The following is a 14,173-nucleotide window of genomic DNA, read 5'->3' as shown; positions in this document are numbered from 1 at the left end:
CAACGCGGTTGCCTGTCGAATCGGACGGGAAACCTCTCAATGACTTCGTAGGATCCGGTCTCAATGATGGCAACTGAGCCCCGCGCAGCACGGCACAGCACAAACAGAAACAGGCGCACCCAGCCATTGGCCAGGTGCGCCTGTTCCAAGGACGACGCCGAAGCTACTCCGCCTCGCCGAACCGCAGCAGAACCTTGCTGCTCACGGATGCGTCCCGGGCTACCCCGAATGCTTCCAGGGCATCGTCTGCGGCGAATTCGTGTGTGATGACGGGATCGATCTGCAGGGTCCCGTCCGCCAGGGCAGCAATCACCTCGTCGATCTCATCGTTGAAGCGGAAGGAGCCAACCAGTTCCAGCTCCCGGGTGATGGCCAAGGAGATCAGCGCCGGCTGCTCGCCGGACGGCAGCAGCCCAACCATGACCACCCGGCCGCCACGGGTAGCCCCCTGGACGGCGGACATCAGGCCGCGGTAACTGCCGGAGGACTCGAAGCAGATGTCCGCATCCACGGCGGCGATAGCTTCGGCATCCGTTGCGAGAATGGAGCGGTCCGCACCCACTTTACGGGCGGTGGCCAGGGGCTGTTCGTGCATGTCGGTCGTGATGATCTCATCGGCGCCGCGGGCCTTCAGCACTGCCGTGATCAGCGCACCAATGGGCCCGGAGCCGATAACCAGCACCCGCTTGCCGCGCACATCGCCGGCCCGGGAAACAGCGTGCCAGGCAACGGCAGCGGGCTCCACCAGGGCCGCACGGCGCATCGGCAGCTCGGCCGGAAGCACACGGAGCATCCGCGTCGGCAGATTGACGTACCGGGCAAAGGCACCTTCGGTGTGGGGGAACCGCGCTGCGCTGCCGAGGTAGGTGCACCCGGGCGAAAGGTTCGGCCGGTCCTCGGGATAGCGTGTGCCGTCGCCGGGACCCGGGGTCGCCGGATGCACGGCCACGGCGGTCCCTACAGCCGGGCCGGTTCCATCGGACGCAGCCTGGGCCACCCGGCCCACCACCTCGTGGCCGAGGAGCATCGGAGCCTTCAGGATGGACTCACCCGCGGCGCCGTGCTGCCAGTAGTGCAGGTCGGACCCGCAGACGCCGCCGTAAGCCACCTCGACCACGGCCTCGTCGGCCGCCGGGGCAGCCAGAGCAACCGGCTCGACCCGCAGGTCACCCGCGCCATGGGCGACGACGCCAAGAACAGTTTCCGGAATCATGATTACGCCTTTCAGACCACTGTGGTCATGCCGCCGTCAATAAAGACGACCTGACCGTTGATGAAGTTGGAAGCATCCGAGGCCAGCCAGATTGCCGGACCAACAATGTCCTCCACGGTCCCCCACCGATGAGCCGGCGTGCGTCCCAGGATCCACGAGTTGAACGCCTCGTCATCGACCAGGTTCTGGGTCATTTCCGTGTGGATGTACCCCGGAGCGATTGCGTTGATCTGCAGGCCTTCACCTGCCCACTCTGCGGTCATCGCACGGGTGAGGTTCCGGATTCCACCCTTGGAGGCGGTGTACGGGGCAATGGTGGGACGTGCCAGGTCGGTCTGCACCGAAGCAATGTTGATGATCTTCCCGGCGCCGCGCGGAATCATGTGCCGGGCTGCTTCCCGGCCCACCAGGAACGCGCTGGTCAGATTGGTGCGCATCACGCGCTCCCAATCGGCGACGTCGAGGTCCAGCATCGGCACGCGGTGCTGCACGCCGGCGTTGTTGACCAGGATCGACAGCGGACCAACTTCCCGCTCCACCCAGGCCACGCCGTCGGCCGCTGCTTGCGCATCGGTGACGTCGAACTGGCGGGCGAGGATTCTGTCTTCACCGAACTCGGCTGCCATTGCCGCGCGGGCGTTTTCCAGCCGCTCGGCGTCGAGGCCGTTGAGGACCACAACCGCGCCGGCGCGGGCGAGGCCGCGGGCAATTGCGTTGCCGATCCCCCGGCTCGAGCCGGTGACCAGGGCGATCCGCCCGGAAATATCGAACATGTTCTCAGCCATGTGCTGCATTCCTTTCCTGCACCGCCAGCCCCAAAAGGGCGGTGGTGCCAAAGCGGCCGGAGGCAGCTGCTGCCGCCCCCGGCCGTACTACATTGCTAAACGCTCGATGCGACCAGGTAGATCGCAAGGGCCAGGATGAAGCCGACGGCGCCGATCAGCGCCTGACCTACGGTCCACGTCTTCAGCGTGGTCTTGGTGTCCATCTGGAAGAAGCGGCTCACCAGCCAGAAGCCGGAGTCGTTCACGTGGCCAGCGAACACCGAGCCGGCAGCCAGGGCCAGGACGATCGCGACGGTCTGCACGGCGTTGAAGTCCGGGTTGTCCAGGACAACGGGCTGCACCAGGGCGGCCGCAGTGGTCAGGGCGACAGTAGCCGAACCCTGGGCCATCCGGACGATGGCAGCGATGACGAAGCCGGCAACGATGACCGGCAGGCCGATTGCGTCGAGCGAGTCGGCGATGGCGTTGCCGATACCGCTGGCACGCAGGACGCCACCGAACATTCCGCCGGCACCGGTGATGAGGATGATGGAACATACCGGGCCGAGGGCGCTGTCCACGACAGTCTCAATGAGGGTGCCCTTTTTGCCCTGGCGGCGGCCCAGCAGCCACATGGCCAGGAAAACGGTGATCAGCAGGGCGATCGGGGTTTCACCGAGCGTACGAAGCACCTGCACCCAGCCGTCCTCGAGGGATACGAGCTCTGCTGCAGCAGCCATGTTCAGGCCGGTGTTCAGGAAGATCAGGATGAACGGCAGGACCAGCAGGGTGATGATGGTGCCCAGGCTGGGGCTGGAGCGGAACTCCGACTCGGCGGAACCCTTCGGAGCGTCCAGGATGGTCGGAACCGGGATGTTGAACTTGCGGCCCAGGAAGTGGCCGAAGAGGTAGCCGGTCAGGTACCAGGTGGGGATCGCGACGAGCAGGCCGAAGATCAGGACCAGTCCGACGTCGGCGCCCAGGAGGCCGGTGGCGGCCACCGGACCCGGGTGCGGCGGAACAAAGATATGCATCACGGAGAATGCGGCCGCGGCGGGGAAGGCGTAGGTCAGCAGGGAGCCGCCCATCCGGCGGGCAACGGTGAAGATGATCGGCAGCATAACCACAAGGCCTGCGTCGAAGAAGATCGGGAAGCCGAACAGCAGCGAGGCCACGGAGAGGGCCAGCGAGGCCCGCTTCTGGCCGAATTTGTTAATCAGGGCGTTGGTCAGAACCTCGGCACCGCCGGAAACTTCCAGCATGCGGCCCAGCATGGCGCCGAGACCGACCAGCAGCGCGACGCTGCCCAGGGTGGAGGAGAAGCCGCTCAGCAGCGTCGGGACCAGGTCGGCAGCCCCAACGCCGGTAGCGATGGCGGTGAGCACGGAGACCGTGATCAGTGCCAGGAACGCATGGATGCGGAACTTCATAATCAGCACCAGCAGCAGCGCAATGGCTGCCACGGCGACCAACAGGAGGCCGGGAGTACCCAGCGTCCAGTTGAGCTCAAGATCGGTCATCGTTGTCCTATCAGGGTGGAGAGAGTAAACCGGGCTCAGCGCCCGGCGGGGTCGAAGGCTTCCGCTGCGGCGGCCGCGATTTCGTCAAGGCTCAGCGAGATGTCCAGCCGGATACCGGCTTCGTCCTCACCGAGGGGTTCAAGGGTCGCAAACTGGGAATCCAGCAGCGTGGGGGGCATGTATTCGTGGTCCCGCTGGGTAAGCCGCTCCGCGATCAGTTCCCGGGATCCATCCAGGTGGATGAACTGGGTTTCCGGTGCGTAGGAGCGGATCAGGTCGCGGTACTGGCGCTTCAGGGAGGAGCAGGCGATCACCGTGGCGGTTCCCCGCTGCAGTCCGGCTGCCAGCTCACGGCCGATGGCGCGCAGCCACGGTTCGCGGTCGGCGTCGGTGAGGGGATGCCCGGAGGCCATTTTCTGTTTGTTGCTGACCGAATGAAGGTCATCTCCATCCAGGAAGGGCAGTCCCAGGCGGGCGGCAACAGCCTGGCCCGCTGTGGACTTGCCACAACCCTGCACTCCCATAACCACCAGTGGGGTATACGGCTTGTCCGCCAACGGCATGGCAAAACTCCTCAGACGCTCCATTACATCTGATTTGGTTGTGGCTGAGCCAGTAATAAATCAGATTTATCAGGTCCAAGATAGCACAGGGAAAGACCTCAGCCCGCAGGCTGCCGCACGGAGACGTACTCGAAGATCACGCTGGTATTGGTTCCGGCAACCTCCGAATGAACACTGATGTTGTGGGCCACCAGATCCCGCAGGGCTTCCGAATCGGACAACGCCACATGAATCAGGAAATCCCGGTCCCCGGTCACAAAGAAAATGCTCTCCACACCCGGCAGTTGCGCCAGATAGTCCTTGAAGGTCGCCAGATTGGACCGGGCGTGGGCATGAAGCCGAATGGCAATCATTGCCTGCAGTCCCCTGCCGGTCGCCGCCGGATCCACGTCCGCATGAAAACCGCGGATCACACCGTTTTCCTGCAGGGTGCGAATCCGCCCGTGGCAGGTGGAAGGCGCAATCCCGACGGCGGCCGCGATGGCATTGTTCGGCATCCGGGCATCCGCCTGGAGGAGTTCGAGAATCCTTCGGTCCAGCGCGTCCAGCTCCCGCCGATCCTTCGGTCCAGCGCTGGAAAACTCTGCCGCAGTCGAATCATTTGTCATGCACGCGAGCCTACAGAGAATCTTCTGCAAAACCATTGCCATTGTGATGTGGATTATTCGACGATTGCGCTTAACTCAATCACTGAGACCAATCCAAAAGGAGCCGCCATGTATCCCCGTGCCACAGCCCCGCGCACCGCCGTCGTCGTAGGAGCGGGAATGGTGGGGCTTTCCACCGCCTGGCACCTCCAGGAACAGGGCGTCCAGGTCACGGTCCTGGACCGTTCCGGAGTGGGCGCCGGTGCATCCTGGGGCAACGCCGGCTGGCTGACCCCGGGCATGGCGATGCCGCTCTCCGACCCGTCCCTGTGGAGCTACGGGGCGAAGGCACTGCTGGACCCCGCAGCCCCGCTGCACATTCCCGCCCGGCTGGATCCGCAGCTGTGGTCCTTCCTGCTGCGCTTCGCCGCTCACGCCACCCCGGGCGCCTGGGCCAAGGCGATGGCGGCACTGACACCGATCGACCAGATGGCCCTGGAGTGCTTTGACGAGCTCACCGGCGCCGGCGTCCAGGCGCAGACCCGCAAGGGTCCGTTCATCATCGGCTTCGAGAAGGAAGCCCAGTCGGTGCCGTTCGTCGAGGAAATCCACCATGTGGAGGCCGCCGGGCAGCAGGTTCCGCTGGAGCGGCTCGAGGATGCCCAGCTGAAGGTTCCGCAGCTTTCCGCCAACGTGGAATCGGTGTTCGCCATGGAGGGCCAGCGGTTCCTGGAACCGGGCCCCTTTGTCGAAGCCCTCGCCGAAGCGGTCCGGGAACGCGGCGGACGCATCATCACCGGCTCCGAGGTGCAGTCGCTGCGCCACGGACCCTCCGGCATCGCCGTCGAAACCTATGCACAGGAACCCATTGCGGCCGACGTCGTTGTCCTCGCCACCGGAGCGTGGCTGCCCAAGCTCGCCCGCCCGCTGGGCGTGAAGACCCTGGTGCAGGCCGGCCGCGGTTATTCCTTCAGCGTGGCCACGGATCAGCCGGCGGAATTCCCCATCTACTTCCCGGCCCGCCGCGTTGCCTGCACCCCTTACCAGGGCAGGCTGCGCATCGCCGGGACCATGGAATTCCGCGGCCCGGACGAGCCGCTGCAAACCGGCCGGATCGACGCCATCCTCGCTTCGGTGCGCCCGCTGTTCCAGAACATGGACCTTACTGAGCTGCAGGACATCTGGGTGGGACCGCGCCCGGTCACCCCGGACGGGCTGCCGCTGATCGGCGCCACCAAGGCACCGGGTGTTTACGTGGCCGGAGGCCACGGCATGTGGGGAATAGTACTGGGACCCGCCACCGGCAAGCTCCTCGCGGAGCAGATTGTCACGGGCTCCACTCCGGCCGCCATCCGGCCTTTCGATCCGCTGCGGTAGGGCTGCGGTCCAGCTGAAGCATGAGGGTACCCCCTGGGGTATTTGATTCTATACCCCAGGGGGTATTACCGTGGAGGGACATCCCCAACCCCCACGGAGGACATCCCATGCTTATCGAACGCATCTATGACGCGGACCTGGCCCAGGCGAGCTACTTCATCGGCTGCCAGCGCCGCGGCGAGGCGATCGTCGTTGACCCCCGGCGGGACATCGCCCCTTACCTTTCTCTCGCAGCCGCAAACGGCATGAAAATCACCGCCGTCACGGAAACCCACATCCACGCCGACTACCTCTCCGGCACGCGTGAACTGGCTGCGGCCACCGGCGCGCAGATCTACGTCTCCGGTGAAGGCGGAACCGACTGGCAGTACGGCTTTGACGGCGAGCGCCTGTTCGACGGCGATGCCATCAGGATCGGCAATCTCACCATCAAGGCGCTGCACACCCCGGGGCACACCCCGGAGCACCTCTCCTATCTGGTGACCGACGGCGCGTTCACCGATCAGGCCGGGTACCTGCTCTCCGGCGACTTCGTCTTCGCCGGCGACCTGGGCCGGCCGGACCTCCTGGACGAAGCCGCCGGCGGCGTCGACACCCGCTTCGAGGGCGCCAAGCAGATGTTCGCCAGCCTGCGGGACAAGTTCCTGACCCTGCCGGACTACGTGCAGGTCCACCCCGGCCACGGCGCGGGCAGCGCCTGCGGCAAGGCACTGGGCGCCATCCCCTCCTCCACCGTGGGCTACGAGCGGCTCTATGCCTGGTGGGGCCCCTACCTCGCAGCAAATGACGAGCAGGGCTTCATCAACGAACTCCTGGACGGCCAGCCCGAGGCCCACGCCTACTTCGCCCGGATGAAGCACCAGAACCGGCAGGGCCCGGCAGTGCTCGGCCCGCGCGAACCGCTCGCCGAACTCACGGCCGCGGACGCCGCTGCCCGTCTTGAATCCCGCTCCGCCACCTTCGTGGACACCCGCAGCGTCCCGGAGGTTCACTCGGGCACCGTTCCCGGCGCCCTGCACATTCCGGCGGGCGGTAAGACTGCCAGTTTCGGCGCCTGGGCCGTGAACCCGGATTCCGGGGATACCCGGCCGCTGCTCCTGCTCGCGGCGGACCAGGGGCAGGCCCAGCAGGTCCGCGATGCCTTGGTCCGGGTGGGAATTGACGACGTCGCCGGCTTCGTTACCAGCCTGGAAGGACTCCCCCAGGCCGCTCCCGCCACTGTCTCCGCTACGGAGCTGGATTCGTTCGACGCAGCAATGATCCTGGATGTCCGCGCCCGGACCGAGTACGCGGCCGGCAACATCCCCGGCTCACACCAGCTGCACGGCGGACGCGCCCTCTGGAACCTGGAGCAGCTGCCCACGGAAGGGAAAATCGTGGCGTACTGTGCCAGCGGCATGCGCAGCTCCATCGTCGGCAACGCCCTGCGCAACGCCGGGTACGACGTCGTCGAACTCGAGGGTGCCTACCCCGCCTGGGCTGCCGCGCACGCTTCGTAGCGGGAACGCCACAGCCAGAAAAACCCCGGTCCGCGTTCAGCGGGCCGGGGTTTTTGTGGTTCGAGGGTTAGATGCCCAGGATCTCCTGGACCAGGACGAACGCTCCCATGGCCAAAACGAACCAGCCAAAGGCCTTCCGCAGGGCGGCTTCCGGAATCCTGCCGACCAGCCGGGCTCCGATGAGGGAACCGACAATGGCCATGGCTGTGACGGCCAGGGTCGTGCCCCAGTCCATCTGCACGGTGGTCAGGTATCCGGCCAGCCCGGCGAAGGACTTCATCGCGATCACCACCAGCGAGGTGCCCACAGCCATCGCCATCGGCATGCCGCCCAGCAGGGCCAGGGCAGGCACCACCAGGAAGCCGCCGCCGGCGCCAACCAGGCCGGTTACCAGGCCGACGACGGCACCGTCAGCAAGGATGCGCAGGATCGGCAGGTCGGAGTAGGCCTTATCCGGGCCGGTCTTGCGCCGGCCGCGGAGCATCGCGATCGAGGTCGCGATCATCATGAGCGCGAACGCGATCATCAGCACCACGGAAGGGATCCGGCTGCCCAGGAGGCCGCCGGCAAACGCTCCGGCCATGCCTGCGGCACCGAAGATCAGTCCGGTCTTCCAGCGCACGCGGCCGCTGCGGGCATGGCCGATCACGCTGACAGCGGAGGTCACGCCCACCACGAACAGTGAGGACGCGATGGCTTCCTTGGCACCAAACCCGGCCACGTAGACCAGGATCGGCACCGTAAGGATCGAACCACCGCCGCCCAGCAGGCCAAGCGAAAGTCCGATCAGCAGCGACAGGCTGAGCACCAGCACCAGGGTGGGCGTCATGAGGCTGCAGGTCCGCCCTGATTGGGCAGTGACTGAATGGCGGACTCACGGGTCGGCTCAGTGCCGGCCTTGTTCCACGGCATCTTGGCCAGCGCCGCACCCATAGCGCAGGAGTTGGTGGCAGCGGAGAAAGTGAGGCCGGCACCGATACCGCCCGCGAGCACCCGCAGTTTAGGTGAGACCAGGCGGCCACCGGCCAGGCCCAGTACGACGGCGGATCCCGCTACCAGCCGGACCTGCCGTTCGAGGTCCCAGCGCTGTCTGCCGCGGACAACGTCGCCGCCGGCGGCAGCGAAGGCCGGTACACCGCCGGTCAGGACATGGGCAGAGCTGATGCCCGCCGAGCCGAGCCGGACGCGGGCCTGTTCAGCTCGCGTTCCCGACTGGCAGACGAGCACAACCCGCTTGCCGAGCCGCTCCGCGACGTCGTCCGTGTGTTCGGCCAGCAGCGGCAGGGGAACGTTGTAGGAGCCGCGGATATGGAGGGTTTCAAACTCGGCGGCGAACCGGACGTCAATGACGATCAGGTCGTCAGGGTCCTGCAGCCAGGCGCGGAGCGTCCGGGCGTCGATGGAGGTTACGGCCGCTGGGTCATGGGCGGTCATGGTGGATCCTTTCGGAGTCAAAATGGGGGAAGCTCCACCGTCCCATATACCCATGGGGGTATGCAAAACACCCCCGGGGGTATATTTGGCCGCGCATCTTCTCCGCACGCCGCGGTTCTGGGAATGTTTCCCCATGGAGATGGTGCTGATCGGACTGGCCGCCGGCCTGGTGGTTGGTGCAGTGGTGGGCCTGGTGGGAGCCGGCGGCGCGATCATCGCGGTTCCGGCCCTGGTCTACGTCGTCGGACTCAGCCCGGAAGACGCCGTGCCGACGTCGCTCATCGTCGTCGGCCTGGCCTCCGCTGCCGGAGCTCTTCCCCGCCTCCGCAGGGACGTCAGCTGGCCGCTGGTCCTGATCATCGGCCTGGCCGGCATCCCCGCTTCCTGGGCCGGAGCTGCTGCTGGCTCCCTGCTGGACGGGGACTGGCTGATGCTCATCTTCGCCGGCGTCATGATCCTCGCGGGAATCCGCATGCTCGCGGGCTCAGCCGCCACCGCCAGCGGCACCTCCACGGAACGCCGGAGCTGGAGCGCACTGCTGCTCCGCGGCATTCCGGTGGGCCTCTCAGTCGGCTTCCTGACCGGACTGCTGGGTGTCGGCGGCGGTTTCCTGATCATCCCCGCGCTGACCCTGCTGCTGCGGGTGCCGATGTCCCGGGCCGTCGGCACCTCGCTGGTCATCATCTGCATCAACTCGGCCTCCGGTTTCGCAGCCCATCTGGAGGGTTTGTCGATTGACTGGACGCTGACGCTCAGCTTCGCCGCCGCAGCCATGGCCGCGTCGCTCGCAGCGGCGCGTGCCGCGAACCGGCTCAACGACGCCGTGGTCACCCGGGTATTCGCAGCGATCATTTTCGCTGTCGCCCTGGGAGTCCTGCTGCAGACCCTTCCGGCACTCCTGCGGCAGGATGCGGCTCCTGCACCGGAGGCGCAGGCTCCGGAAATCAGTGCCAGCCTCACCGTAAGCCGGCTCAGCATCGGCGAGCGCAGCGTCAACCTGGTCATCACGAACAACACGATTGAAGACCTGGAAATCGCTTCCGCCGCCCTGCACTCCCCCTGGTACACCACTCCGGCACACTGGCTGTCCGCGGACGGCGACGGGACCACGGTGCGGCCAGGCGGCAGGGTTGCCCTGCCGGCCGCGCTGCCGGCAGCAGTCTGCGGCGACGGGAAGGACAGCTCCGGCGATACCGCAGCCACAGTGCGGCTCACCCTCAGTGACGGCAGCACCCACACCCTGCCGGCCCCCGACCCTTACTCCTCCTTGGCGGGGGTCCACGGCCAGGACTGCCTGCAGCAGTCGGTGGACTCAGTGGCGGTCCTTGCCTTGCCCGCTGACCTCAGCGTCGCCGAAGACGGCCGGAGCGCAGCTGTCTCGATAGCTGTCAGCCCAGCCGGCGGGGACGGAACCCTGACCCTGGAGGCAATCGGCACCACCACCCTGATCACCGAGGCTCCCGGGGAACCGTGGCCGCGGCAGGTGGTCATTTCCGGCAGCGACGCGCCGTCGGTACTGGAGCTGAACATTGTTCCCATGCGCTGCGATGCCCATGCATTGGCCGAGGACAAGGTCGGCACACGCCTGCCGCTGGAGATCAGTGCCGGACCCTACCGCGGACAGGTGCGGCTGGAACCGCCGCGGGAATTTACTGCCGGGGTGTACGAGTTCGTCCGCTCCGCCTGCACTCAATAACTTGTTCAATAGCTTGCACGCGAATCACGCCATTGTGATCCGCGTTACAGGCGATGGTACCTGTCCCGGTCGCGGAAGGCTAAACGGTGACACGCACACCTCTCTGACCTGCGGTGTTGGGTCTTCGTGAAGCGGCGTCGGCGCTGCGTGAGACGATAATTTCATGCCTGCGACCATGCCCCTCGTCGATGTCACCGACATCATCCGCGTGGTCGGCGGCACCGCTTTCCAGCGGGGGCAAAGCTATGCCAAGGGCGGCGCCGTCGAATCCCTGGACTGGGATGCACCCGGCAACGTGCTGCGTGCCCGGGTGCGCGGCCATGCCGATGCGCCCTACCGCACCATGCTGGTGCTGGAACCCAAACGGCAGGGTGACTTCCGTCTGGCGGACAATCACTGCAGCTGCCCGGTGGGTTATGACTGCAAGCACGTCGCCGCAGCAGCGCTGCAGAGCAACACCGAACACCTGATCAGCCGGCAGGAACTGCGCAGCCCCCCGGCGGCTCCCGCGGTTCCGGCCTGGCAGGAGACACTCCAGCATCTGCTCGAAGGCACGGCAAGCAGCGAGCCGCGGCGCAACACTCCCCTGGGCCTGCAGTTCGAACTGCGCCGGCGCGACGGCGGCGCCAGCGGTGTCTGGGGTCCGCCGCCTTCGCGGCGCGGCACCCGGGCACCGGCCTGGCGGCTGGGAGTCCGGCCCGTGGTGCGCAATGCCCGGGGCGCCTGGGTCAAAAACAACCTGGCCTGGACCAACCTGGCCTATCAGACGTACGGGCTGAAACTCGACCCGGAGCAGCACCGCTGGTTTTCCCAGTTCCCGGCCCTGCACCGGTCCAACGGCGTAACCTACTTCGGCCAGAACGATTCGTGGCTCTATCTGGACGACTTCGCCAATCCCCTGCTCTGGCAGCTGCTGGAAGAAGCACAGCGCCTGGGCGTGGAATTCGTGGGCACCAAGAAGGACATCACGGTGCAGCTGGGCTCCGAGGCGATCCTGGCCCTTGATGTGCGCGCCACCGCCGCCGGGGAATCGGCCCCGCTGCAGCTGCTCCCCAGCCTGGAAATCGATGCCCAGCACTATCCGCTGGACACGGCCGGGATTATTGGAAGCCACGGCCTGTACGTCCGCTCAGCCAACGGCACGATCCTGCTGGCCCCGAGCCCGCGGGCCCTGACCGAACAGGACCGCGCGCTGCTGGCCGGCAACGCGCCGGTGACCATCCCCCAGGCCGACACAGCCCTGTTCCTGGAAAAGTTCTATCCCAAACTCCGCCAGGTGCTGCCGGTGACCAGCAGCGACGAATCGGTGCAGTTCCCGGAGGTCGAACCTCCGCTGCTCGTCCTCACGGCCGCCTTCCAGCCGGACGATCACCTCGCTCTGGCTTGGGAATACGAGTACCGGCAGGGCACCAATGCCCACCGGATTGCCATGGAGGCGCACCCGGCCGGCAACGGACCGGCGGCCCGGGACGTCAGTGCCGAAGCCGAGCTGCTGGCCACCGCCACCCGGGTGCTCGGCGCTGCCCCGCGGAACACCGTGCTGCAGGAGATCGACACCGCTGAATTCAGCGAATACACCCTTCCGAAGCTGCAGAAAACCGACGGCATCCGGGTGGACATCCTGGGCGAGCGGCCCGACTACCGCGAACTGACCTCAGCGCCGAAGCTGAAGATCACCACTGTGGAGACCGAGCGCCGGGACTGGTTCGACCTTGCGGTGATGATCACCGTGGACGGCAGGCAGGTGGCCTTCGCAGACGTTTTCAAAGCCATCGCCAAGGGAAAAACCAAAATCAAACTGGTGGATAACACCTACCTGTCACTGGACCGGCCGGAGTTCGAGCAGCTTTATGCCCTGATCGAAGAGGCACAGTCCCTGCAGGAATGGGACACCGGGGCCCTGTCGATCAGCCGGTACCAGGCCGGTCTCTGGGCGGAGCTCGAGGAGCTGGCGGAAGAGACTGAACAGGCCGCCGCCTGGAAGTCCTCGGTCAGCGGCCTGTTGGAGCTCGATTCCGTGGCGCCGGTCCCGCTCCCGGCGGGTCTGAACGCCGAGCTGCGCCCGTACCAGGTGCAGGGCTATAACTGGCTCGCCTTCCTCTGGGATCACGGGCTGGGCGGTGTCCTGGCAGATGACATGGGCTTGGGCAAGACGCTGCAGACCCTCGCCCTGATCGCCCGTGCCCGGGAGAACCAGGCACAGGAACGCCAGGCTGCCGCCGAGCCGGCTCCTCCGCGCCGTCCCTTCCTCGTCGTCGCCCCGACGTCGGTGGTCCCGAACTGGATCTCCGAAGCGGCCCGCTTCACCCCGGGTTTGAAGGCCGTGGCGGTGACGGATACCAGCACCAAGTCGCGCCGGAAACTGGGCCACCTGATTGAGGGCGCAGACATCGTCGTGACGTCCTACGCCATCTTCCGGCTCGACTTCGCCGCCTACCGGGCACAGGACTGGGACGGGCTGATCCTGGATGAGGCGCAGTTCGTGAAGAACCGCACCACCCGGGCCAACCAGTGCGCCCGGGACCTTCCCGCACCGTTCAAGCTCGCGATCACCGGCACCCCGATGGAAAACAACCTCATGGAACTGTGGTCCATGTTCGCCATCGTGGCACCGGGACTGTTCCCATCCGCCAGGAAATTCGCCGACGAGTACCAGCGCCGGATCGAAAAGTCCCAGGACATGGAACTGCTGGGCCGGCTCCGGCGCCGGATCAAACCGCTGATGCTGCGCCGCACCAAGGAAGCCGTGGCTTCCGACCTGCCGGCCAAGCAGGAGCAGGTCCTGGAAGTGGAGCTGAGCCCCAAGCACCGGAAAATCTACGAAACGCACCTGCAGCGCGAACGCCAGAAGCTGATGGGCCTGCTCCAGGACATGGACCGGAACCGGATGATCGTGTTCCGCTCCCTGACGCTGCTGCGTATGCTGAGCCTCGATGCTTCACTGGTGAACGCGGAGAACCAGGGGGTTCCCTCCGCCAAACTCGACGCGCTGCTGGAGCAGCTGGAAGACGTGACGGCGGAGGGGCACCGCGCCCTGGTTTTCAGCCAGTTCACGTCCTTCCTCAAACTCGCGGCCCAGCGGCTCGAAGCCGCCGGCATCCCCTACGCGTACCTGGACGGGTCCACCCGGAACCGGGCCGACGTGATTTCCGGGTTCAAGGACGGCGAAGCTCCGGTCTTCCTGATCAGCCTCAAGGCCGGCGGCTTTGGCCTGAACCTGACCGAGGCCGACTACGTTTTCCTGCTGGACCCCTGGTGGAACCCGGCCACGGAAGCGCAGGCCGTGGACCGCACCCACCGGATTGGGCAGACCCGCTCCGTGATGGTCTACCGGATGGTGGCCCGCGGGACCATCGAGGAAAAGGTCATGGCGCTCAAAGAACAGAAAGCCGCCCTGTTCTCCTCGGTCATGGACGACGACGCCGTCTTCAGTTCCGCGCTGACCGCCGAGGACATTCACTCGCTGCTGCAGTAACCCCCAGCGCCCGGAGGCTCCGGCCATTCCCAGCATCCGGTTCGG

General features: G+C 66.3%; 11 protein-coding genes. 4 read left to right on the top strand and 7 right to left on the bottom strand.

Annotated features, from left to right (window positions below; all coding sequences use genetic code 11):
- Nucleotides 1-163 precede the first annotated feature (163 nt).
- From ArtHe_RS00870 to ArtHe_RS00850, 5 genes are all read right to left on the bottom strand, one after another.
- Nucleotides 164-1,213, bottom strand: a complete 1,050-nt coding sequence (locus tag ArtHe_RS00870; protein ID WP_248318331.1) for an L-idonate 5-dehydrogenase — start codon at nt 1,211-1,213, stop codon at nt 164-166.
- Nucleotides 1,214-1,224: 11 nt separating this feature from the next.
- A complete protein-coding gene (locus tag ArtHe_RS00865) occupies nt 1,225-1,998 on the bottom strand; it encodes an SDR family oxidoreductase (RefSeq protein ID WP_248318330.1) in 774 nt (257 codons plus the stop codon).
- A 95-nt stretch (nt 1,999-2,093) separates the two neighbouring features.
- Nucleotides 2,094-3,497, bottom strand: coding sequence for a GntP family permease (locus ArtHe_RS00860; RefSeq protein WP_248318329.1), 1,404 nt, complete (start codon nt 3,495-3,497; stop codon nt 2,094-2,096).
- Nucleotides 3,498-3,532: 35 nt separating this feature from the next.
- On the bottom strand, nt 3,533-4,060 hold the full coding sequence (locus ArtHe_RS00855; RefSeq protein ID WP_248318328.1) for a gluconokinase: 528 nt from the start codon (nt 4,058-4,060) through the stop codon (nt 3,533-3,535).
- Nucleotides 4,061-4,158: 98 nt separating this feature from the next.
- Nucleotides 4,159-4,698, bottom strand: coding sequence for an Lrp/AsnC family transcriptional regulator (locus ArtHe_RS00850; RefSeq protein WP_248318327.1), 540 nt, complete (start codon nt 4,696-4,698; stop codon nt 4,159-4,161).
- 78 nt (nt 4,699-4,776) lie between these two features.
- On the opposite strand from ArtHe_RS00850, the gene ArtHe_RS00845 reads away from it, so the two are divergent.
- Together ArtHe_RS00845 and ArtHe_RS00840 are read left to right on the top strand one after the other, a co-directional pair.
- Entirely contained in the window at nt 4,777-6,024 is a 1,248-nt protein-coding gene (locus ArtHe_RS00845) for an FAD-binding oxidoreductase (RefSeq protein ID WP_248318326.1), read from the top strand.
- A gap of 107 nt (nt 6,025-6,131) precedes the next feature.
- Entirely contained in the window at nt 6,132-7,523 is a 1,392-nt protein-coding gene (locus tag ArtHe_RS00840) for an MBL fold metallo-hydrolase (RefSeq protein ID WP_248318325.1), read from the top strand.
- Nucleotides 7,524-7,590: 67 nt separating this feature from the next.
- On the opposite strand, the gene ArtHe_RS00835 is transcribed toward ArtHe_RS00840, so the two are convergent.
- Both ArtHe_RS00835 and ArtHe_RS00830 read right to left on the bottom strand, forming a co-directional pair.
- Nucleotides 7,591-8,352, bottom strand: a complete 762-nt coding sequence (locus ArtHe_RS00835) for a sulfite exporter TauE/SafE family protein (RefSeq protein ID WP_248318324.1) — start codon at nt 8,350-8,352, stop codon at nt 7,591-7,593.
- On the bottom strand, nt 8,349-8,957 hold the full coding sequence (locus ArtHe_RS00830; RefSeq protein ID WP_248318323.1) for a rhodanese-like domain-containing protein: 609 nt from the start codon (nt 8,955-8,957) through the stop codon (nt 8,349-8,351). Before ArtHe_RS00830 ends, ArtHe_RS00835 begins: the two co-directional genes overlap by 4 nt.
- Nucleotides 8,958-9,090: 133 nt before the next feature.
- Here ArtHe_RS00830 and ArtHe_RS00825 point away from each other — a divergent pair, with 133 nt between their 5' ends.
- Both ArtHe_RS00825 and ArtHe_RS00820 read left to right on the top strand, forming a co-directional pair.
- On the top strand, nt 9,091-10,653 hold the full coding sequence (locus ArtHe_RS00825) for a sulfite exporter TauE/SafE family protein (RefSeq protein WP_248318322.1): 1,563 nt from the start codon (nt 9,091-9,093) through the stop codon (nt 10,651-10,653).
- Between the two features lie 163 nt (nt 10,654-10,816).
- Nucleotides 10,817-14,128: a DEAD/DEAH box helicase gene (locus tag ArtHe_RS00820; RefSeq protein WP_248318321.1), complete on the top strand. Its 3,312-nt coding sequence runs from the start codon at nt 10,817-10,819 to the stop codon at nt 14,126-14,128.
- Nucleotides 14,129-14,173 lie beyond the last annotated feature (45 nt).

This window comes from Arthrobacter sp. Helios, from assembly GCF_023167125.1.
GTDB classification, from domain to species: domain Bacteria; phylum Actinomycetota; class Actinomycetes; order Actinomycetales; family Micrococcaceae; genus Arthrobacter_B; species Arthrobacter_B luteolus.
The sequence above is the reverse complement of the archived record's forward strand: the minus strand, read 5'-3'. Positions and strand labels throughout refer to the sequence as shown.

Coding starts and splice junctions, on each gene's coding strand:
- ArtHe_RS00855 (WP_248318328.1), bottom strand. CDS start 4,060: ATGCCGTTGGCGGACAAGCCGTATACCCCACTGGTGGTTATGGGAGTG.
- ArtHe_RS00820 (WP_248318321.1), top strand. CDS start 10,817: ATGCCTGCGACCATGCCCCTCGTCGATGTCACCGACATCATCCGCGTG.
- ArtHe_RS00830 (WP_248318323.1), bottom strand. CDS start 8,957: ATGACCGCCCATGACCCAGCGGCCGTAACCTCCATCGACGCCCGGACG.
- ArtHe_RS00845 (WP_248318326.1), top strand. CDS start 4,777: ATGTATCCCCGTGCCACAGCCCCGCGCACCGCCGTCGTCGTAGGAGCG.
- ArtHe_RS00865 (WP_248318330.1), bottom strand. CDS start 1,998: ATGGCTGAGAACATGTTCGATATTTCCGGGCGGATCGCCCTGGTCACC.
- ArtHe_RS00870 (WP_248318331.1), bottom strand. CDS start 1,213: ATGATTCCGGAAACTGTTCTTGGCGTCGTCGCCCATGGCGCGGGTGAC.
- ArtHe_RS00825 (WP_248318322.1), top strand. CDS start 9,091: ATGGAGATGGTGCTGATCGGACTGGCCGCCGGCCTGGTGGTTGGTGCA.
- ArtHe_RS00860 (WP_248318329.1), bottom strand. CDS start 3,497: ATGACCGATCTTGAGCTCAACTGGACGCTGGGTACTCCCGGCCTCCTG.
- ArtHe_RS00840 (WP_248318325.1), top strand. CDS start 6,132: ATGCTTATCGAACGCATCTATGACGCGGACCTGGCCCAGGCGAGCTAC.
- ArtHe_RS00835 (WP_248318324.1), bottom strand. CDS start 8,352: ATGACGCCCACCCTGGTGCTGGTGCTCAGCCTGTCGCTGCTGATCGGA.